A 23,249-nucleotide genomic window follows, 5' to 3' on the forward strand; every position below is an offset into this window, starting at 1 on the left:
TAAAACGTCATGCGTTATCTAACTAATTAACAAATAAGCATAAAGCTGTGGTTATATCCTCAGTTGAAATAGTCTAGCTATAGGTGAAAAAACTAATCCACAGCGTCTTATGTTAAGTATAGTAAAAATTATTAAGAAAGGAAAAGTATAATGAATTTTTAATACATGTTCATTATACAAGGTGAATATTTGTGAATACAAATAAGATTATAAAAAAATGTATAGAAATCCCTGGTATTTCTTTAAAAAAGAATCCAGACAGCATTGAACTTTGCATGGAACAAGATAATGATAAAGGCTCCATGACTTTCTTTTCAATCTTTCCTGGCATTTCTATAGCATATATCTTTATCAATTCTCCAACATGGCCCATACCAGATCTATCAGAGCAGGATGATTCTTTAAATACTCCATTGCTCTTAAATTATTGTGTCACAGGCCGTTGTGAATTATTTTTAGATAATGATTCATTTGTTTATCTAAAAGATGGTGAATTCTCTATCAGTAAAAAATCTGCAAAAAAACAATATACTTATCCTTTGACAATTTATGAAGGGCTTGAATTTTTCATTGATATACATACTATTTCTACACTGGCTCCATATATTAATGATGTTTTTAATATTAATATCAATAAAATTACAGACTTATATTGTTTATTAGATAAAACCTACATTTCTCAATGCAGCGAAAACATTAAACATATCCTAACAAAAATATGGAAATTATATGATGAAGATACTGCCCATGCTATATTTATGATGAAGATTTATACACTACAATTATTAGATCTGCTGCTATGTAGAAAACATATTCCACCGGCAAAGTCCTCAACTTTTTTTACTGCTACTCAAGTTAAAATAGCCCAAAAAACAGAACGTATTATCACAGCAGATTTAAAACATCATCATCCAGCATGGGAGCTGGCAAAGCTTTTCTCTATAAGTGAAACTAGCTTAAAAAATTATTTTCGTGGAATTTATGGACAGAATATTTCTGTATACCTTAGAGAAGCACGCATGAATGAAGCAGCAAAAATGCTTGAGAAAACCAAAATGCCTATTTCTAAAATTTCTGAACAGGTAGGTTACATGAATCAAAGCAAATTTACCTCTGTATTTAAACTACAATATAATATGTCTCCCCTAGAATATAGACGTAAAAAGGTTCTTGAAGAAATTTAATATTTCATTAAATATAAGTCTGCTTAGATTGTACCCACTGTATAAAGGTCTATTGCTTCTAATTCACCTTTATCTTTTAAGTAGTTATAATGTCTTTCAATTATAGTATCAGAAATTGCCTGAATAGATATATCCTGCTCAGCTAAAGCGCTCTTGGTATTTTCTACAGAAAACTCTAAATTTTTAGATACGTTCCAGAACTGATCATCAAAGAATTGTATAAATGGTAAAATCGTAGAGGCTTTTTCCAGCTTTTCAATTTCTTTTAACCATTTATTTTTTGGAAGCGGCTGAAGAAATATATTCTTACTTTCTGCCCACTTAACTATATCATTAAAATATACTGGCTTCGGATTTATTAAATGATATGTTTGACCTAAATTATTTTGTCTCTTAGATATAGCTACGATAGATTTTGCTACATCATCAACTGTTATAGGCTCAAGTTTACCATTCATGTTAGGATATGCATGTACATCTAAAACACTCTTTATAATTCTAAATACAAAATCATCTGAATGGCATTCACCTGTAGCAGAATCTCCTATTACATGTCCAATTCTAAATACCATTACTGGTAGTCCTTTTTCTTTTGCTTTCCATACAAGAGCTTCTGCTACCCATTTGCTTTGTGTATATCCTATAGGAAGTATTCCTGAATCTTCAATATTTTCATTTTCTAAAACCTGAGGATTATTCTTTGCAAATTTAGAGAATATAGATATTGTAGAAACATACAATACTGCTTTAATTTTATTAAAGGCTGCAAATTTGAGTATTTCTTTAGTTCCTTCTACATTACTCTGCTTAAGCTCTTTATAACTATATAAGAAATGTACTAAAGCTCCATTGTGATATACTGAGTCTATTTTCTTAGATAGTTCTTCATATTCCTTCTCTGACATACCCATATTCTTTTTTCCGAAATCGCCCAAAACAATATGTATTCTTTTTATCTCTTCATTTGAAACTTTAAATCTGTCTAAATTTTTCTTAATTTTCTTTTCTGCATCTTCATAAGATTTTCCTCTTACAAGGCAGTAAATCTGCATATTAGTCTGTTTAAGTAATTCTCTTAGAATATAGCCGCCTAAATACCCACTGCTTCCAGTTAATAAACAATTCTCTAAAGCATATTTACCATTATAATTAACATATGGTAAATCTATCTTCACTTCATCTTTTAATTGTTTTTCTGTAATATTAATTACCTTCTTACCAGCCTCTTCTGGATTAAATATTTGATCTACCAGTTTTTCTATAGTTGGAAAAGAAAAAATATAAGTTAAAGGAATTTCTTTACCATATCCAGTAGCTTCTTTTATCTTTCTTATTATTTTAATTGCAGTAAGGCTATTGCCTCCTATTAGAAAATAGTTATCTTTATATCCAATATCATCTTTTTCTAACGTTTCTTCCCATATAGCTTTAAGTTTTTCCTTCATATCTTCTTTTAATTTTTCTAAATGTAATTCTTTATTCATAGTTAAATTCCTTTCTTAACATCTTCTGCTTTTAAGAAAACTATTTCTGGTTTTTTAATAATTTGAATAGTACCTAAAGCATTACCAATTTGATTCCAGAACTTGCATATATTAAGATTATACTGCATACCCTTTTTGTTTAATGGTGCATCCATTGTTGATATGAAATCTTTTAAAGCATTAGCAATACCCCCTGGCCATATTTTTTCATATATATCTTTATAGGAATTATTTAAATCTTGTTTATTAAGTATCTCAGTAACTGGTATCTTAGAATATTGATTATCCCCATAAAAATCTAATCTTCCATCTTCAGTATGTGGAATGTAATATCTTGGTTCCCATAACACTATACCAATAGAATTATCTAATATTAATTGTCCACTTTCAGTATATAATATAATTTTATGAAATAATAAAGCATAATTATCAGAATCTTCTGCAACCATTCTATTTTCGCCTTTTATTATTAAAGGTATATTGCATACTTTTCCTTCCAGAACTGTCATCACATCATTTTTTTCACTTATCTTCCTAATCTCATATGGTGAAACACTACCTAAAAGTTTACCTAATAAATCTACTAATGGATATGAAACCTGTACGCTACTTGATGCATCTATAAATAGAGCTTTACTCTTTTTAAGAAGTTTTCTGCCGTACTCTATAAATGTTTTTCCTGCATTAACATTCGAATAAAAACCATTAACTGCATAATGACAATCATTTTTGATAGCTGTTTTATAGCACTTCCATACATCATCATAATGTACAGGCTGCTCTTGAAATACACTTATTCCCTTTTCTAAACATTTAATCGCAATATCTGTTCCGTTTCCTCCTGTAACTGAAGATTTAACAGCTACACAGACTATATCTACTATACTTTTATTCAGTTCATCAACGCTTGTATAAAGAGGCACATCATTTTCATTAGCACATGCTCGTGACTGACTGCTTCCGCCAGATAGTACGCCTACTAATTTCCCGCTTTCCCGAAGCATATTTACTCCTTCTAAATACATTCTTCCGAAATTTGTTCCACAAACAATTATTTTCATGCTTTTTTTACTGTTATCCATAATTTCTCCTTCCTAAGCAGCCATATTATTTATGGCTGCTCATGAATAAAACATTTATTATTTAATTAATTCTGCTACAGTTTTAACATTAGGCTCCTTTAAGCAGTTCCCGTGCTCCCCTGGAATATAATCTATTTTCAGATTTCCAAGAACAATACCACTCCATAAGTCTTTATTACTAATGTTTTTAACTGGGAAGAAGTGTTTTGTATCATCTTCAACAAAAATAGCATGAACATCTCCTACATATCCTGATGGTTTATAACGCATAGCCCCTCTAAAGCTATGGCTGAATAATCGATATAATAATTCAAACATCTCTATATTGCCATCACTATCTTCGCTCTTAGGCAAAGTCTCATAAATGTATTTTAATCTATCACGCTGTTTCATCTTACTCAGCTTCTCAAATCCTGCTCCTATTTCTTTATGCTCTCCTGATAAATTACATAATTCTTCAGTTGTAATTCCTCTCTCTTCATGACCTGCTTTTATTACGCTTAGTGCTTCCTGAATATCTTTATTACTTCCTCTATATTCTGCACGTTCTACATCTGCACCAATAGATATTCCGAATGCTCTTTCAAGAAGCAGATCATTATCAAAATTATGACCGCATAAGCTAGAACTTATAATTGTAATTTTACTTACTTCAATTCCCTTTTCTACTAATATCTTAGCTGTTTCTAGAGCAATCCATCCTCCTACACAGTATCCTATAAGCTCAAATTTCTGACTTTCCTGCTCCATAAGAATATCTGCATATGATTTTGCAGAATCTATAAGCAAAGTATCAATAGATCTCTTAAGATAATCTTCAGCATTACCAAAATTAAATCCTAGTAAGCTTTCATTCTCAGCGCACTGTTGTGCTAAATAAGGAAGTAATTCCTTATATGAACTCAAAGTACCTGTTCCAGCATGGAATAATACTCTTGTAACTTCTGGTATTCCTTCTGCTTCCTTAAATTTAACTAAAGGTGATACATTAGAATTTCTCTGAACAGACTCTGTTTTTTTGTCTTTATTATCCCTTAAAGATGAAGCAATTCCACTAATAGTAGCATTTTTCATTAACTCAACCATCAGCCTATCCCATTCCCAGCCTTCTGCTTCCTTTATTTTCTGCAGCATTCTGCTAGTAACTTGAGATACTAATAACGAATCCCCACCTATAGAGTAAAAATCATCATCTTTTCTAATATTTTTGCAGCCAATAACTTCACACCATATGTTTTTAATCTGTAATTCTAAACTATCTAATTCTTCATGAATTGTGTTTTCCTTAACTTGATCCTCATAGTAAGATAATGAATTCTTTAGAATCTTTCTATCTATCTTTCCATTATTTGTCATAGGAAATTCATTTAAGAAAATTATTTTTCCCGGAACCATATATTCTGGTACTTGATTTTTTAAATATTCTTGTATGTTCTTATCTTTTAATTTATGTTCTTCATTAAACTCTACTACCATTAACTCTTGTCCAGAAGGATATAATTTATCATTCTTTCGTGGATAAGTTAATACTATATCTCCATTTAATTCCTTAACTTTATTATTCCATTCTTCATATGGAATAAATATTGTATTTGAACTATCTCTTCCATCTTCATATGTTTGTGCTGTCTCTGCAAATTCAAATTCCACAGATGTTAATAATGCATATCTTTCTTTTACTTCTTCTATAATAAGAATTTCTCCATCTATATAGAGCATATCTTTTAAATTTTTTAAAGTCTTTCCTAATTCAGAGGCATTGTGTAAAACATTTGCACATACTATAACATCAAATTCTTCATTTCCAAATCCTTGTTCCCAATTTGCTTTATTAATATCATATAGCTTATATACTACCCAAGGATAATCTTTTAAATTTTCTCTAGCTTCATTAAAGAAGAAGTTAGACACATCAGTAAAATAATATTCTACATCATATTCTTTAAGGTTCTTTATAAGTTCTAAGCTTACTCCTCCAACTCCAGCTCCAACTTCCAATATTCTTATTTCATCTTTTTTCTTTTGAATATTCTTTATGTGGTTTGTAATTTCTATTTGAATAACTTTATTTATATTGCTGTTAACAACATTATCTTTATATGTAGCATATGCTATATCCAATTTGCCTTGTGGAAATAATAAGTTATGTGGATGTATCTCTCCACATAAAATTTCTTTTAAAAGAGAAGCAGAGTCATGCATATATTTCATCATAACATCACTATAATGAATTTTTCTGTCAACTCCTCTCCACTTTTCTTCTTGTACTTCTGCTATATCTGCTGAATAACATTTTTCAGTATAATATAAGTTTCCATCACTGTTTATAAATCTATTCTTAATTAATGCATTTAACCATCGATGTAGTAATTGAGTATACTTAGGTTTAATATTTAAAGCTCTGCCAATCTCGCCAAAAGAATATTTGTGCATAGTATCTTTAAAAATCCCTGCTTGTAATAAAGTTTTTATAATATAACTTAGTGATGTCTTATCTGCTTCTTCTATCCATGCTTTAAGATCACCTTGTGAAAAATCAATGTCTAGTTCTTTACCTTCATCAATAGTTCTTTCTTCTAATCTATCTTCTACATTAGTATTTTCTACTGTTTTTACATATCCAACAAGATTTGTATCACTTTCTTTTAAGACAACAGCATTTTCAATCTCCATATGTTTCTTTAAGGCGTTTTCCACTTCACCCAATTCAACTCTATATCCATTGATTTTAATCTGAGTATCTTTTCTTCCTATAAACTCTATGGCACCATCAGCTCTATATCTTCCTAAATCTCCGGTTCTATATATTCTTTCACCTACTGATAATACAAATTCAAATTTTTCTTTAGTTAAAATTTCATCATTTAAGTAACCTTCTGCAAGGCTGTCTCCACCAATGCATATTTCACCTATAACATAATTAGGACAACAATTATCATTCTCATCTAAAATATAAAATTTCTGATTAGATAGTGGTATTCCATATGGCACATTTTTATCTGTTGATTCTAATTTTTCTGTTTCATAGTATATAGACCATATTCCAGCTTCTGTTGCTCCGCCAAGAGCTATGCACTGTGTATTTAAAAATCTTGAATGTATTTTCTTTATTAAATTTACTGGTATCCAGTCTCCAGACAATAGCACTAAACGCAAAACATTGTCTGAATTTTTATCATCAGCTTCAAGATACGCGTTGTACATCTCCATTTGAGCCGGAACCATATTCAATATAGTAACATTATTTTCATGACATAATGCTGCCCATTGAGAAACTTCTTTTTTTCTGCTTTCTAATGATACTACTAATGTGCCTCCTACAGATAAAGCTGCAAATATATCAAATACAGATAAATCAAAATATAAATTAGCAAGACCTAAAAAAGTATCATTAGATGTAATTTTAAATTTCTCACACATATCAGTTATAGTATTCATTGCAGCTGCATGTGACATTCCTACGCCCTTAGGTGTTCCAGTACTTCCTGATGTAAAAATAACATATGCCGCCATCTCTGGATCTATTTCTTTATATTTAAATTCTCTAGCAGAAGATATAACCTCTTCTTTTGAAATCAAAATGTTATTTGTATTTTTAGCATTTATCTCTTCTTTAACAATATTTATTTTTATGCCTGCCTGATCAATTATTTTTTCCTGTCTGCTCCATGGCTGCGCAATATCTATTGGTATATATACTCCACCCATTGACAGCACTGCAATAACTGATGCTATCTGCCATATGCCTTTTTCAAGTAAAATCCCTACTCTATCTCCTGACTGAATTCTATTCTTTTCTAATTTCCCTTGAATAAAAGCAGCATATGATTGTACTTCTTCGTAAGAATAACTACGTCCATCAAATATAACTGCACTCTTCTTGGGATGAGTTCTAAAAGAATTATATATTCCTGAAAGTAAATTTTCCTTTGGATAATCCTTTTCTGTTGCATTTACATTTTTACGTGTTAATTGCGTTCTTTCTGGCAGATTTAAATTTATCTCCTTTTCCCAGTTTGTATCATCTTTTAAGCAATTAGTTAATGTATTTTTAAATACTTCAAACATGTCATCAATAACTTCATTTAAAAATACACCTTCTCTAATATCCCAGTTAATCATCACACCTTCACTTTGTCTGCTTATCTGACAGTCAATAAGAACTTGTGGTGTCTGGCTTATTTTATATAGCAGCTTAACTTTGCTTAAAGCTGATTCTTTTGAATCTTCTCCAATAGTACTTGTAAATACATATGGCGCAAGACTTCCTTTATTCTTTCTATTTAATTCTCTAAGTACGCTTACACCATTAAATAAATTATGTTCTAAATCTTCAAATAGCTGTTCTTGTACAGCTTTAACCTTATCGATAAATGATAAACCTTTAGAATTTTTTACTTCAAACAATGTAGTAGTTGTAAAATCTCCAATAATATTATTTATCTGAGTATGAATAGCTGGACGGTTAAGTGTTGTAATATTAATTAGAAAATCTTTATTTTTTGACCATCTTGAAAGTACTGAAGAATAGGCCGCTAATATAACTGAAGTTAGTGTAACACCATATTTTCTAGATAATGTTTCAGCTTTCTGCCATTCTTCATTATATATAAGATATTCTTTATGATAGAATCTGCCTCTTTCAATAATGTCTTGCTGCTCATTCTTTGGCAGCTCTAATTCTGTTGGCAGTGTATCTATTCTATTTAACCAGTAATTTTTATCATTTTCATACATACTGCGAAATTCCATAGTTTTCTTTTCTTTATTTTTATACATTATAAAATCTCTAAAAGTTATAGTTAAAGGTGCTAATTTTTCTCCTTCATATAGCTTTTTCAAATCTTTTATAATTATATCTATGCTTACAAAATCACCAATAAGCATATCTAATGATAAATATAAAATTCCTTCAGTATCATTTAATATACATAGACCAATATCAAATAAAACATCCTTTTGTGGATCATATTGTTTAAATTTAATCTTATTTCTAATCTCTGTTGTTATATTATCTTTTTCCTCCTGGGATTCATCAGATAAATCATAAACACATACAGGCTTTTCTACTAACTGTTTTAAATAACTCTGCTTTCCTTCTTTACTTATGTGAACTCTTAACATTTCATGACGTTCTATCAATTTATTTGCAGCTTCTAAAAATCTATCACGATCTGTAAATTTAGTCATGAATTCTGAATATATCTTACATCCAATTCCACCATATAGATAAGCTTTATTTCGTCCTACTAAATATGCTGACTGAATATCAGTGATTGGAAAATCATCATATTTTTCCTCTTCCATACTTTGTATTTTATTTTTTTTCTGTTCTTCTAAATAATTAATGATTTCTGGTTTTAATTTCTTTAAATTTTCTTTTAACTGTTTGTCTAATGCACCTGCTGGACTTTTAAAATGTAAGCTTCCATTTTCTGTCCATAATTGTATTCCTCTTTTTATACATTCTTCGATAATTTCAATTATATCCATAACTTCTCCTTATATATAATCTTATTTATAATGTACCTTCTTCAAAATTTTCCTGTTTTTCTTCTATAAATTCTGCTAATTTTTCAACTGTTGAATATTTGTATATCTCTCTTAATGAAACTTCATAATTCAATTCTTCTTTTAGTAAATTAACTAATCTTATTCCTTTAAGTGAATCACCCCCGCTTGTAAAAAATCCTTTTTCAATTCCTATATTAGCGCATAATACTTTTTCAAAGGCCGATAGAATATTTTTTTCTGTTTCAGTTCTAGGTAATACTATCTCCTCTTTCTTTTGTTTCTGCCATATTTCATTTAATGCTTTCCTATCAACCTTGCCATTATTAGATAATGGTAACTTTTCAAGTTTAATAATATTCTTTGGGATTTCATATTCTGGGATTAATAGCCTTAACTCCTCTTTAAATGACTTATTATCTACTTCATTTTCAGTCTCTATAAAAGCAGCTATACTTATCATTCCTGCATCTGACATCGGCATTACTGCTACTTTACTAATGCCAGCTGCCTTAATTATTGCATTTTCAATTTCCCCCAATTCTACTCTATATCCATTAATTTTTATTTGATTATCTATTCTTCCCAAAAATTCAATATTTCCATCATTCCAGTATCGTCCCATATCGCCTGTACAATATAATCTTTCTCCAATTTGTGGATGATATATAAATTTATCTGCTGTTTTTTCTTTATCATTTAAGTAGCCTTCTGCTAGACCTGCACCACTAATATAAAGTATTCCTGGAACATAATCTGGACAATTTCCTAAACCTGAATCTAATATATAATATTTTTGATTACATAATGGCTTGCCATATGGAATACTATTCCATTCTGATGGGATATTTTTAGGAATTTCAAATATATTTGACCAGATACTTGCCTCTGTTGCACCTCCCATAGAAATAATTGTTATATCATCAAAAATATCTCTTATCTTCTTAGGAAGCGAAGTTGCTATCCAGTCACCACTCATCATTATTAATCTAAGATCTTTTCTAACGAGTTTATTTTGATGAGATTCATATTCTGTAAGTATTTCAACGAAAGTAGGTACACTGTTCCATATAGTAATGCATTCTTTATTCATCAATTCTATCCAATACTTGGGCTCTTTGGCTTTCTCGCTATCTGGAATTACTAATTTTCCACCACTTCCCAGCATTCCAAAAACATCATACACAGAAAGATCAAAATGTAGATTAGATACTGCAAGAGTTGCATCTTTTTCATTTACATTAAATCTCGAATTAATATCCTGGATTGTATTAACAGCACCTTTATGTGATATCATAACTCCTTTAGGCATACCTGTACTTCCTGAAGTATATATAGTGTATGCTAAAGAATTTGTATTTTTCTTAGCAATAATTGAATTATCTTTTTCCCAGCCTTCTCCATCTACAACAATACATGTCCATTTTTTTAACCATTTATTTTTTTCTAAAAACTCTTTCTTTACTAAAACATTTTTTGTTTTAGTATCAGTTAAAATTTTCTCCAAACGCTCTCTTGGATTTTCAATATCTAATGGCAGATATGCTACACCTGCAAATAATATTCCCATAACAGATATAATCTGATGCCAGCTTTTTTCTATTAGAACAGCTGTTAATTCTTCACTTTCTACCTGAGCTTCTTGTAATTGTCTGCATATATATAATGACTTTTCTTTAACTTCTCTATAAGTTAATCTAAATTCTTTATTTACAACTGCTATCCTCTCTGGGAATTTATGTTCCATTTCTAAGAACAATTCATCCAGACACTTGTCTTCAAAATTCTTTTCTGTTTCATTGGCATTTTTACGTGCTTCTGATATAGGAACATCAATTAAACTTACAGATTTCTCTATTAATTTATCCTGATGAGCTGATAAGTCTTTTAAAAGTTCTGTATATGCTTTAAACATTTCATCAAGCATTCCTGGATAGAATAATTCATCAACGCTATCCCAGAAAAGCCCTAATCCGCCATCACTTTCTACTACCTGATGGTCTAACCATACCTGTGGTGTCTGGCTGATATTATATACTAATTTTCCTACCCATTTGCCTTCGTTCCACTGATCAACACCTAGTCCACAGGTAAATACTATTGGCATAATCGAACCTGTTGTATTACCATCTTTTCTTTTTAATTCTCTTTCAACTTCTATAGCACTATAAAAAGTATGTTCCAAATCTTCCATAAGCTGATTTTGAACTACCTCTGCTCGTTTTATAAAATTTTCTTCTTTACTATTTTTAACTTCTAAAAGTGTCAATGTAGTAAAATCTCCTACCAGATCATTAACTTGTGAATGAATCGGTTTTCTATCAAATTGTGTTAAATTAAGAGTAAACTCTGGATTAATGCTCCATTTTCTCAATGTTTCTGTATAAGCTGTAATTAATAATACGGCTGGTGTAATACCATATTTCTTAGACGAATTTTTTAAGCTCTGCCACTCTTCTCTATTAAGATAAGCAGTTCTTCTGGTAAATTTCTGCTCAACAATTTCACTTTCATTTTTATATAAAGGTAATTCTGGTGCTGATGCAAAATTATCAATTCTACCTAACCAATAAGCTTTATCTTTGTCATATACACCTAAATCTTTTATTTTTTCTAACCCTAAAACATAATCTCTGAAAGAAACTTCTAATTTAGGTATTTGACCAATTTCTCCACGATACCTCTTTGCCCATTCATCTAATAAACGAAACATACTCCATCCATCAAAAATTAAATTATCAAAACTTACATGTATTCTGATTTTTCTATCTTTCATTACAGTTGCTCTTACATCAAATAATGGCCACGTTTCAGTTGCAATTACCTGATGAGACATTTCTCTACGGATTTTTTTTAATTCATTTTTCATAGAATCTTCTTTAAATTCTGATAAATCCACTGCAGGTATCTTATATTCAGAAACGCTTTTTAATATCTGCTGCTGACCATTTTCAAGTATAATTACACGCATCATTCCATGTTGTTTAATCATGTCATTCCAAGCAGACTGTAATTTAATAATATTAATATCCTCCCCATCTAATTCAAAATAACAATGAGTTGAAACTTGTCCTAAATCATACATTCCACTTCTGCCAATCCAATAAGCCTGTTGTACTTCTGTCAATGCAAATGGTTCATTTTCATGTTCTTTATCTGGAATAACTGTTGGAAGTCCCTGTTCTTCCACTTTAGAATCATCTTCTAAAAGTTCATCAATATGTTTCGCCTGTTCTTTAATAGTCTTTAATGTCATAAGATCTTTAATTGAAAATGCTACTTTAAATTTTTCCTTAATCTTAGTGAGCATTTTAGTTGCAATTAAAGAATCTCCTCCAAGTAAATAATAATTATCTAAAATTCCTATCTCACCTAACTTAAAAATTTCCTTCCATATATCACAAAGCTCTTTTTCACTTTTTGTCGTAGGTTCTTCTTTTATAGATACTTCTTGAGTTTTTGTACTCAATGCTCTTAGAGTTTTTCTATCTATTTTTCCATTTTTGCTTAATGGTATCTTTTCTAAAGAATGATATACCTTAGGAATCATATATTCTGGAAGTTTTTCTTTTATTGAATCTATTATATATTCATTATTCAAAATATATACTGATTCCTCTGACATAGATATAAATACATTTCTACCACTTAACGCTGAATTTTCTGGATATACAGAGATTTTAAGAAATCCATTGTTCTCTAAAACATTTTTCCACTGTTCATGATTTAATATTAAAGAATCTCTTACATTTTCTTTCCCTGACTCAAGAATAGATGCAGTAATATCTTGTAAATAAGTCTTTATTGTTAACTCAATCATTATAAATACTCCATCAAAAGATAATAATTTCTTTATATTGTTCAAAACAAAATCTAGATTGTTCATCCTATGAATTGAATTTACTGCAATTACGCAATCATATTGATGTTCATCTTCTAAACAAAACTGTTCTTTTTCTAAATCTAATACTTGAAATTTTGTAATCGGATATTCAGCTTCCAATTGTTTTGCTTCATTTACAAAGAATACAGAAGAATCTGCATATACATACTCAACATTCTTATCTTTTAATGTATCTAAAATCATTTTTGTTATTTTTATGTCTCTGGTTCCTACTTCCAATATTCTAACTTTCTCTTGTGAATTATCTATTAACTTTTCTATCGCATCAATTAAGACATTAGCTGTATCTTCTGTTCCTGGAAGCTGATCTAATAAATTATTAGGTGATAATTTTTTATTATCTTCATAATAAACTTCCAAAGGATTTTTTCTTCCCTGCATCAGCTCTGGAAGATGTTGTTTTAATCTATCCACATATGAATCTACTTTTTTTAAATCTTCCTTCATTTCTACATGTATTTCAGTTACATCTTCTGCTATAGAATATCTGCCTCTATTTTCATTGATGAAACCATATTGAACTAAAGCTTTTAACCAAGAATTAAGAGTTTCCTTCTGCACTTTGGAAATATTCCCCTGATTGATAATTTCATCAAATAAATATTCTTCTCCAGATTTAAAAATTTCCAATATCTTCAGAGTCTCTAACATAGCCTGGCATGCTTTCCATTCACCATATTTTAAAGCATTATCAAATTCTTTCTTATCGTATGACTGCACATCTACATCCGATATTTCATTCCACTTTTTATTTATTTTCTGCTGCATAATCTCATCTTTTAAGTAAAGAGGCGCTTCCTTTTTATTATCTGTCTGCAGATATGCAATTAAATGTTTATCTCCAATACTTCCATCTGAAGATTCTACTACAGAATTATTAATACCACTGACAGATTTTAATAATGCTTCTATTTCTCCTAATTCAATTCTGTGTCCACGTATTTTTACTTGAAAGTCCTCACGTCCAAGAAATTCTATTGTTCCATCATTCCAAAAACGTCCTTTATCTCCAGTTCCATACCATATTCCATATGAATCCTTTATAAATTTCTTTTTAACTAATTCATCATCACCACGATATGTTCCTACACCCGCTCCCCCAATCCAAAGCTCTCCTTCAACTAAAAATGGTACATCCATACCATTTTCATCCACAATTCTATATGACTGATATGCCAGTGGTCTTCCATATGGAATAGAAGTCCAACTTTTAGGAATAGGAAGTTTAACATCCATGTAGTTTGACCATATACTTGCTTCTGTTGCTCCTCCCATAGCAATAAATTTACAATTATCGCTTACTCCTGAAACACGTTCTGGAAGATCCAAGCTTATCCAGTCACCTGAAAGCATAATTCTTCTTAATGGCAGCTTTTTATTCTCAGCTTCTGCTTGAATTAATAACATATCTAATAGTACTGGCACTGAATTCCATATGGTTATATTATATTTCATAACCTGCTGCAGCCAGAATTGTGCGTCTCTTTTTTTTTCTTCTGAAATCATAATTAGAGTTCCGCCACTGCTTAATGTTCCAAATAAATCATATACAGATAAATCAAAATCCATAGATGAAACACCCAATACTTTATCTTTTTTAGTAATATCAAATCTTTTGTTTATATCTGTAATTGTATTACTTGCTCCTCTATGGTATATTTCTGCACCTTTAGGAAAACCAGTAGTTCCAGATGTCATGATGATATACGCAGAATCTTCTGGCGATATCTTTGGTATCTCACATAATGGCTCTTCTTTTATAAGTTCTTCAAATTTGAATATTTCAGTATCCTGTGGCCATTCAACAGAATTAAATTTATTTTCATCAGTAATTGCATAATATATTTCTGTTTTTTCATGAATTAATTTTCTTCTTTCTTTTGGCTGATTTAAACTGACAGGAACATATAAATTTCCAGATAATAATATTCCTAAAGCAACTGCCGCCTGTCTATATCCCCTTGTGAGTGAAATCGCAATTGCTTTTTTACTTATATTATTCTTTACAATAAATGCAGCAATAGATAAAGCATATTTTTCAAGTTCTGCATAAGAAAGTTCTATATTCTCACCTGTATCAATAATTGCAGTCTTATCTGGATATTCTCTTACATTTTTAAGAAAATCTTCATATAAGCATTTTTCTTCTTTTAATGGTATGATGCCTTTTTGTCTATCTACAAACTCTTTTTGATATTGTGGCATAACATCAAAATATTGATCCCAGTCTTCTGTACTTAGTTTATGAAGGCATTCTTCAAAACTATTAAACATATCATCTATCATACCTTCTGGGAAAAGTTCATCTACTATATCCCAAGTCAGCATTAATCCATTTTCTTCCTCGTATACCTGGAAATCCATGCATACTCCTGGTGTTTGTGAAATCATATAGGAAAGGTCACCAAAATTATTCTTAAAATCTTTAGTTAATAATGGATTCCCTAAATTGCATGCAAATACAATAGGGGCTATGTTTTGATTTTCACCATATACTTGTGCTATGTCTCTTTGAACCTGCACTCCTGAATATGCTGTGTATTTCATATCCTTATGTATTTGTTTTTGAATTGTATCTAAGAGTTCTAGAAATGTCTGTTTTTTTCTCATATCTACTTCTAATAACAGCAAAGTTGTAAAATCAGCAACAACATCTTCCAATCCTTCATGTTCTGTTTTTCTATTAAACAGCGGAATGTTAATTAAAAAGTGTTTTGTTTTAGCCCAGCGTTCCAAAACCATTGCGTAAGAAGACAGCAGAAGCATCGCAGGTGTTGCATGTTTTTCCATAGCTTTTTGCTGTAAAATATCCCATTCATCTTTTTCTATCTTAATAATTCTTCTATTAAATCTGACGTTTTCAATTTCCGCAGGTTCTTTTGCTATTGGAATCTCTGGACCAAATGGTAAGTTTTTAACTCTATCTTTCCAATACTTCTCAGATTTCTCTTTTTCATATTCATCTTCTTTACTTTGTATTTCTAAATATCTTGCAAAGCTCCAATCTTTAGATTCCTTATGAAGGCTCTTTCCCATATATGCTAAAGATAAATCTCTCAATAATATCTGCAAACTCTGAACATCTGCTACTAATAAATCTAAATCAAAATGAATTCTTGTCTTTCCATTTGGAAGCAGGCTAAATGCAAGTCCAGCAACCTGTCCTTCTTCTACTTTTAATTTCCTATGAGATAATAAATCTCTTATCTCTATTAGTTCCTTTTCAAAATTTAAACTCTCTCGTAAATCTTTAATTACAATATGTTCATCATATGGTTTATCCATAATCTTCTGTGTACCATCTTCTAAAAATTTTGCTCTAAGCATAGTATGATGATATTGAAGAATATTCCATGCTTTTTCCAGCATTAAAGGATCTACATTTTCTCCTGAAAATTCTAAATATGCATGACATCCAACTCCGCCAAGTTCCTGTGCATCCGATCTTCCTATTTTATAAGCATATTGAACATCTGTTAATGGAAATGGTTTAAGTCTTTCCAAATGATATTGTACTTTTTTTATTGTTTCTACTTTCTCTGATTTTGTTGCAATAATGTTCCACCAATTATTTAATGTAGGATTTTCCATGAGCTCTCCATAAGAAACTCGAATTCCTTTCCTTCTCCACTGATTTACTAATCTCATTATTTTTAGTGAATTCAAACCTAATTTCAAAAGATTTTCATTCTCATCAAAATCTTTTGGAATAGCTAATTTTTTCTTTATTTGTTCTTTAAGTTCTATATATTCCATAAATATCACCTATTTATCTTTCTATAATCATTTTAGCTAATGCTTTTTTATCAATTTTACCTATTTTAGTTAAAGGCCAGCTCTCTATACTTTCTAACTGATCTGGATATTTATATTGAGCAACTCCTAATTTTCTTAGAAAGTTATGAATATCATTTAAATTTATATCTTTATCTTCTTCTGTCATAATAAATGCACAGCTTCTGTTTCCAAGCTCTTCATCTGGGATTCCTACTATTGCCACTTCACGAATATCTTCATGTCTGCAAAGATATGCTTCTATTTCTGCTGGCATTATTTTTTCTCCTGCTCTATTAATCTGTTCTTTAAGTCTTCCTCCCATACGCAGATTACCTTCTTTTGTTCTCATTGCTCTATCACCTGTACGATAAAAGCCATCCTTAGTAAAACTTTTAGCATTTGCTTCTTCTGCCATAAAATAACTATCTATTGTATAAGGACCTCTAGAAAGTAATTCTCCGTATTTTCCATCTTCAACATCAATATCATTTTCATCTACAATTCTTATCTCATCTGCAGGAGATATTGGTTTTCCCTGACATCTAGCTATAATTTCATCAGGATCATCTAAACTTGTAAAACATACTAATCCTTCTGCAGTTCCAAATACCTGCATCAACTTACATGACCATTCTCTAATAATCTTATCTGCCATTGTATCTTCCAGCATTGCTCCACCAATTTGTAAAATTTTCAAACTTGAAATATCATATTCATCATCAAAATTCAACATTTCCATACATACAGTAGCCATAACTGGTACTAGTCCAGTAATAGTAACTTTTTTCTCTGTAATTGATTCAAGAATCTCATCGGGACTTGTATTTTTACAAAGTACTACAGTCGCTCCTTTATCTAAAGTTCCTATTAATCCTGGACAACTCAATGCAAAATTATGCATAACTGGAAGTGATGCTAAATAAACACTTTCTTTATCTAGATTACATCTTTCTGCGCACATACGTGCATTATATATATAATCAGCATGAGTTCTAGGAATTAATTTAGAAATTCCTGTTGTGCCTCCGCTAAGAAGAAGAATCGCAGTACTATATGCATCTACTTGTGGGAGTTCTCTTTCTATACCCTTAACATCTTCTATTTTTAAATTTCCTGCTGCTTCTCCATCAACAATTACATGCTTTAAACAGCTACAGTTCTTCTTTAGCATTTCTGCCATGGGAAGATAGTCATATCCAAGATATTTATCGGCAACAATATATGCAGATGGTTCTGCCAGTTTTATAATGTTTGTTAATTCTGCTTCTCTATATGCCGGTAAGGCCAAAATTGGAATAACTCCTATTTTTACCAAAGCAAATAATGTTACAACAAATGAAATACTATTTGGAATCTGAACTACTACAGTATCTCCTTTTTGAATTCCTAAATCTAAAAATCCATATGCCATTTCAGAAGATTTTTGATGAAGCTCAGCATAAGCAGCTTCTTCTTCTCCAACAATAATTGCAGTTTTATCGCCATAACTTTCAGCCCATTCTTTTAAATGTTCACCTAACGTCTTCTTTTCCCATCCTTCTAGATTTTCATAACTAGATAAATCTTTGATATATCTTTTTTTATAATTCATACTTTTCCTCCTTATCTATTACTTACAACAAGTGCAGCTGTATATAAATAAGCTGCTCTAAAAATAAATATATTATAACAATCTAATTTACTATCATCTTTATAAATTCCATCATCTCTAATACAAAAACTATTTAAATTTATCTGCCTTTTTAAGTTCTTTATCATTAAGAACACTTTTATTACTGTTAATCCAACAAACAATATCTTTCCAGCAAATTATTCATCCATGAGTCTCTTGTTCTTCTAATTGTATCTGAGGTAGCTAAAATAAATCCTTATTCCTAAAAAATTTCAATTTCATTCTATTTCCCCTAATTTTTTAAAACCTCTTATTCCCTGTGAAATTATGTTAAGAATTTCTGCTTCTTTATCTCTTATAAAAAAGTGTTTTCCTTCAAACATAAAAATTTTAAAATTTGACTTTGTATACTCCTTCCATTCTTTCATTGCTTCTTCATCTGCTTCTTTATCTGAAATCCCCCCAAAAGCAGTAATTTGACATGACAGCTTAACAACTTCAGTTGTATGATATTTTTCATCCATAGTAAAATCTGCTTTTAACATAGGCAAGAAGAATTTCAATAGTTCCTTATTATAAAGAATCTCTTTAGGTGTTCCATCAAAGCGCACTATAGCTTTTATAAATTCTTCATCTGGTAAATTATAAATAGGATTAGATTCTGGAATATGCGGTACTCTGCTTCCAGATATAATAAGCTGTTTTGCTGGATATGATGCAAGCTCTAATTTCTTTGCAATTTCATAAGCTATTTTAGCACCCATGCTATGTCCAAATAAAATTATATTATTACTACTGTAATTACTTATTTCCTCAAATAAATCATCAATTAATAATTCCATATTCACATATGGATCTTCCATAATCTTTTCTTCTCTTCCTGGTAAATGTATAGGACAGACTACTATATCATCTTTAAAATATTTTATCCATCTGTTGAAGTATGCAGCACCTACTCCTGCAAAAGGAAAGCAAAACATAATAGTTTTGCTTATATCTATATTTTTACAATTCTTAATTAAATCTCTCATTGGATTTAAAATTCCTCCTTGTTATATTTTCAATTAATTGTCTATTTTGAAACAATTACATTTTTATTCACAAAAATACATTTGCCTTAAAACAAATCACTTTTCCCTCAAATTTAAAAATTCTCCAACAGTCTCAAATGATAATAATTCTCATTTTCATCTTAATTCTACATCTTTATTACTTAACTGTCAACTTTTTTATATTTAGGTAATTTTTTTACTTAATAGATTATAATATCAAATACAACATTAATTAATTTCAAAAAAATAACCCATAAGACCACGTTCATGTTAAAGTAATAATTACTAGAAAACCACTTTAAAGGACATGACTATATGTGTTATAAACATATTACTATAAATGAACGTTGTTATATAATAGAATATTTAAATTTAGGATGGAGTTTATCTAAAATAGCCAAAGAACTTAATCGGAATAAATCAAGTATTTTGAGAGAAATAAAAAGAAATAATCTTAATGGAAAATATAGTGCTCATACAGCTCAAGATAAATATCAAATTAGAAGAACTAAATGCAAGCCTTATTGTAAGATGGTTAACGCTTCGTTAGTAAATTATATACAAGAAAAGTTAAATGTTCATTGGTTTCCTGAATAAATTTCAGGACGCATCAAACTTAAATTGGCAGAAAATATACTTCAGATGCATATAAGTATCTGAAGTATATTTTCTGCCAGTTACCTAATATTAATTTTGCATCCAACAATTCTGTACTTGAAGAATATTTACCATGTGGAGATAAAGTACAGCTTAAGTGTAAAATAAATACAACCGAAACTAACCCGAAGGAGGAACACAGCAGTAAGTCAGCCTTATATAGACTACATCATGAACATGACTAAGGAATTTCTTCGCGGACAAATTGATGAAATAGCTGATTCGGCGAATTCTTCCTAAGGGAAGCAGCTTCAATCATCTAATACAGAAAGATATAACGCTTATTATGAACCACATTAATTCCTATAAAAAAAAACTGAACAACCGTAGCCCATACGAAACGTTCAGCTTTTACCACGGAGACGAAATTTTACAAAGGTTAGGATGTGCACCGGTAGCAGCCAGTGACATTATGTTGAAACCACTTCTTCTCAAAAAATAAAAATTTAAAACAGTGCCGCCAGCTAATCCATATGATTATAAAACAGCGGTGGATTCTCCGATTACAAAAAAATCGAGAGGGAATTGACCTCTAGTTAGCATGCCTATTTTTTTAAATAATACAGGAGAAAAACCAAAAAATCAAGTTGCATTTAGATTACAAATGTGGCTTTTAGCTTTCAAAAGTTGCGTTTCATTTACAAATATTTAGTTATCAGTTACAAATATTGCATTTCAATTTACAAACTGGCATCTCGGTTTACTATTGAGTATAATAACAATAATAATATAGTAAAATACGATATAAATTTATTGTAAAACGATAAGATATATACTAAAATTATTTTATAAATAATTTAATGAGGTGCTTTAAATGAATGTTAAACAAGGCTCAACCACTTTCTTAAAGGTAATTATTTTTCTGCTTGGAATTGCGGTGCTTACTTTATGTATCTTTGGGTTACCTGTACTAGCCATTAGAGAACCAAAAGCACATCCAGGGGTCTACTCGCTATATCCCTTATTAGGATATGCGTATGGATGCTGTATTGCATTTTCTGTTGCATTGTATCAAGCTTTTAAACTATTAACTTATATTGAAAGGAATAATGCTTTCTCCGAGTTATCACTTAAATCTTTTAAGGTCATAAAGAAATGTAGTTTAACAACTATCTTCTTCATAGTGTTAGGGACAGTAACTTTAAAGGTAATTGCTAAAGTCACAGGAGATGACCCAGCAGGTCCTATATCATTAAGTCTAATGGGTATTTTAGCAACAAGTATCATCACAGCTATTGTGGACGTGCTTCAAAAGCTATTAAAAAATATTCTAGATACAAAACCAGAAAATGATTAATGTTTTTATAAAATTCAATTAGGGAGGTTCTTTTTATGAAACAAGTTACGACACACTTTACCTACTAATTATACAAAAGAGATAGTATTTTACTCACCACCTAAATACTATCTCTTCTTTATGAATTTATATATGTTAAAATTATATTTCCCAATGGACTAGTGGAGCTTCGGCTCTGCCTTTTCATTTGGACAAAAAATGCAGCCAAATTAATGACTGCATCTTTTTTTATTTAAAAAGGATACAACTAACAAGAAGCTTTCCGTTCTTTCTATATATATTATATTACTATTAAAAATATTCAATAACTGCTATATTAAAAGTAGCACTTTTAATATAGTTTTATACAATATAGTGTGGTAGAATTTTGAGTTGCTAAAAATTTTTAATACAAACTAAATACTGTTTTATGATTTTGTGTATTCAAATTATTATTAAATAAGTATTTTTGATTTGATTTAAATTAATATTATTTCATTCTAATTACTGCTCTTAAGCATTTATTGAAAGTATTTAATATAATAATATTGAATTACAAGTTTCTTTACTATTTTTAAGTTGGATCATATTTTTATATGATCCTTTTTTTATTGGTTATATTAATGAATAGTGTTGATGATTCATGATTTAAGAAAAAAAAGTAACAAGGACTTAATAACTACTAAAGAATATAAAATTTCTAATGTTTAATTTTCATCTATTTGCCTCTACAATTTCTTTGTTAGTGTAAAGTATTTACACTACTCTTCTTAATTTTTTCTTTATATATCAAGGGTTCGAGCGTTTTTTGTACAAAAAAACAATGCCCCCCTAATTTCATGTTATAATTGAGTTCCTCAACACCAAAACAACATCAAAAGAAAGGTCATTGTTATGGATTCAATTATAACTTATTTACTTTTATATAATCAATATTTAGTTAAAACTATTTATAAACTTGTTTTGTTTATTTCAAAGAATATTCCTTTAAATCAATGGGCTTTTGATGATTCTAACAGCCCAGAATATCAAAAATTTAAAGTAGACAAACTTCCTCCTAAAATTATTCGTTTTGAAAAAGTTGACTATCAGTTTCTTTTAGCTTATTAAAAGCACAAATATAACAAGGTAGTAAAACCCGTCCAACGACGGAACGGTAAGTGTATTCCTAATGAAACTATCTGCCCAAAGTGTAGTGCACCTCACCATTATATCTACGATAATAACGGCAATCGAGGTCAGTTCCAATGTAAAGTTTGTGGGCAAAATTTCAACAGAAGTAATTATGTTACTAAGCCTATAGTACTTGTATGTCCTCATTGTGGTCATACTCTTTCTCAAAAGAAAGACCGTAAGCATTTTCGCATTCATAAATGCACAAATCCTAGATGTTCATACTACTTAGATGGTCTTAAAAGAATTCCTAGTGATATAAAACCTTCTGAGAAATATAAATATAAACTCCACTATATTGATATGCTCCCTTTACAGTAGACAGTTAAAATAATAAAACTGTTTCTATAAAGGGGGTATTTTATTTTGCCTAGAAAATCAAAAGTAATATCTGAAGTTAAAGTACAAGTTATAAATGATACGATAAGAATGTAAGGAAATGATCATATAAGAATGTACAATTTAGTTTTTATAAATTATAATTACTCAAGATTTAACGGAGGTAATTATGATTATACAAACAAATATTTATTCAGA

The 23,249-nt window shown here is 29.9% G+C and carries 10 protein-coding genes and 2 pseudogenes; 5 read left to right on the plus strand and 7 right to left on the minus strand.

Annotation, left to right across the window (positions count from 1 at the left end; all coding sequences use genetic code 11):
- Window positions 1–191 precede the first annotated feature (191 nt).
- Complete coding sequence (locus tag CLPUN_RS24350; RefSeq protein WP_143329128.1) at window positions 192–1,184, plus strand: helix-turn-helix domain-containing protein; 993 nt, start codon at window positions 192–194, stop codon at window positions 1,182–1,184.
- Between the two features lie 23 nt (window positions 1,185–1,207).
- On the opposite strand, the gene CLPUN_RS24355 is transcribed toward CLPUN_RS24350, so the two are convergent.
- The 7 genes from CLPUN_RS24355 to CLPUN_RS24385 form a co-directional block, all read right to left on the minus strand.
- A complete protein-coding gene (locus tag CLPUN_RS24355) occupies window positions 1,208–2,668 on the minus strand; it encodes a thioester reductase domain-containing protein (RefSeq protein WP_077849800.1) in 1,461 nt (486 codons plus the stop codon).
- Between the two features lie 2 nt (window positions 2,669–2,670).
- Entirely contained in the window at window positions 2,671–3,750 is a 1,080-nt protein-coding gene (locus CLPUN_RS24360) for a Gfo/Idh/MocA family oxidoreductase (protein ID WP_077849801.1), read from the minus strand.
- A gap of 57 nt (window positions 3,751–3,807) precedes the next feature.
- Complete coding sequence (locus CLPUN_RS24365) at window positions 3,808–9,243, minus strand: non-ribosomal peptide synthetase (protein ID WP_077849802.1); 5,436 nt, start codon at window positions 9,241–9,243, stop codon at window positions 3,808–3,810.
- A gap of 25 nt (window positions 9,244–9,268) precedes the next feature.
- The gene (locus tag CLPUN_RS24370; RefSeq protein ID WP_077849803.1) at window positions 9,269–16,921 is read right to left on the minus strand and encodes a non-ribosomal peptide synthetase; all 7,653 of its coding nucleotides are present in this window, start codon (window positions 16,919–16,921) and stop codon (window positions 9,269–9,271) included.
- A gap of 13 nt (window positions 16,922–16,934) precedes the next feature.
- Window positions 16,935–18,533 (minus strand): (2,3-dihydroxybenzoyl)adenylate synthase, encoded by a 1,599-nt coding sequence (locus CLPUN_RS24375; RefSeq protein WP_077849804.1) that lies wholly within the window; start codon window positions 18,531–18,533, stop codon window positions 16,935–16,937.
- Window positions 18,534–18,544: 11 nt separating this feature from the next.
- Window positions 18,545–18,700 (minus strand): hypothetical protein, encoded by a 156-nt coding sequence (locus CLPUN_RS24380; RefSeq protein ID WP_207652756.1) that lies wholly within the window; start codon window positions 18,698–18,700, stop codon window positions 18,545–18,547.
- 132 nt (window positions 18,701–18,832) lie between these two features.
- Window positions 18,833–19,585: a thioesterase II family protein gene (locus CLPUN_RS24385; protein WP_077849806.1), complete on the minus strand. Its 753-nt coding sequence runs from the start codon at window positions 19,583–19,585 to the stop codon at window positions 18,833–18,835.
- 336 nt (window positions 19,586–19,921) lie between these two features.
- Between CLPUN_RS24385 and CLPUN_RS24390 the strand changes: the two genes are divergently transcribed.
- The 4 genes and pseudogenes from CLPUN_RS24390 to CLPUN_RS29760 all read left to right on the plus strand — a co-directional run.
- Entirely contained in the window at window positions 19,922–20,203 is a 282-nt protein-coding gene (locus CLPUN_RS24390; protein WP_077849807.1) for a helix-turn-helix domain-containing protein, read from the plus strand.
- A 277-nt stretch (window positions 20,204–20,480) separates the two neighbouring features.
- Window positions 20,481–20,705: pseudogene (locus tag CLPUN_RS28975) on the plus strand (IS30 family transposase); the annotation flags it as partial.
- Window positions 20,706–21,077: 372 nt separating this feature from the next.
- Window positions 21,078–21,560, plus strand: coding sequence for a DUF2975 domain-containing protein (locus CLPUN_RS24405; RefSeq protein WP_077849808.1), 483 nt, complete (start codon window positions 21,078–21,080; stop codon window positions 21,558–21,560).
- 873 nt (window positions 21,561–22,433) lie between these two features.
- Window positions 22,434–23,035 (plus strand): annotated as a pseudogene (locus tag CLPUN_RS29760) (FmdB family zinc ribbon protein); the annotation flags it as partial.
- Between the last annotated feature and the right edge of the window lie 214 nt (window positions 23,036–23,249).

The sequence above is a fragment of the Clostridium puniceum genome, assembly GCF_002006345.1.
Taxonomy (GTDB): domain Bacteria; phylum Bacillota; class Clostridia; order Clostridiales; family Clostridiaceae; genus Clostridium; species Clostridium puniceum.

What these genes read in the sequence shown, in the direction of transcription:
- CLPUN_RS24370 (WP_077849803.1), bottom strand. Translation starts at nt 16,921, where the DNA reads ATGGAATATATAGAACTTAAAGAACAAATAAAGAAAAAATTAGCTATT.
- CLPUN_RS24380 (WP_207652756.1), bottom strand. Translation starts at nt 18,700, where the DNA reads ATGATAAAGAACTTAAAAAGGCAGATAAATTTAAATAGTTTTTGTATT.
- CLPUN_RS24390 (WP_077849807.1), top strand. Translation starts at nt 19,922, where the DNA reads ATGTGTTATAAACATATTACTATAAATGAACGTTGTTATATAATAGAA.
- CLPUN_RS24355 (WP_077849800.1), bottom strand. Translation starts at nt 2,668, where the DNA reads ATGAATAAAGAATTACATTTAGAAAAATTAAAAGAAGATATGAAGGAA.
- CLPUN_RS24405 (WP_077849808.1), top strand. Translation starts at nt 21,078, where the DNA reads ATGAATGTTAAACAAGGCTCAACCACTTTCTTAAAGGTAATTATTTTT.
- CLPUN_RS24360 (WP_077849801.1), bottom strand. Translation starts at nt 3,750, where the DNA reads ATGGATAACAGTAAAAAAAGCATGAAAATAATTGTTTGTGGAACAAAT.
- CLPUN_RS24365 (WP_077849802.1), bottom strand. Translation starts at nt 9,243, where the DNA reads ATGGATATAATTGAAATTATCGAAGAATGTATAAAAAGAGGAATACAA.
- CLPUN_RS24375 (WP_077849804.1), bottom strand. Translation starts at nt 18,533, where the DNA reads ATGAATTATAAAAAAAGATATATCAAAGATTTATCTAGTTATGAAAAT.
- CLPUN_RS24385 (WP_077849806.1), bottom strand. Translation starts at nt 19,585, where the DNA reads ATGAGAGATTTAATTAAGAATTGTAAAAATATAGATATAAGCAAAACT.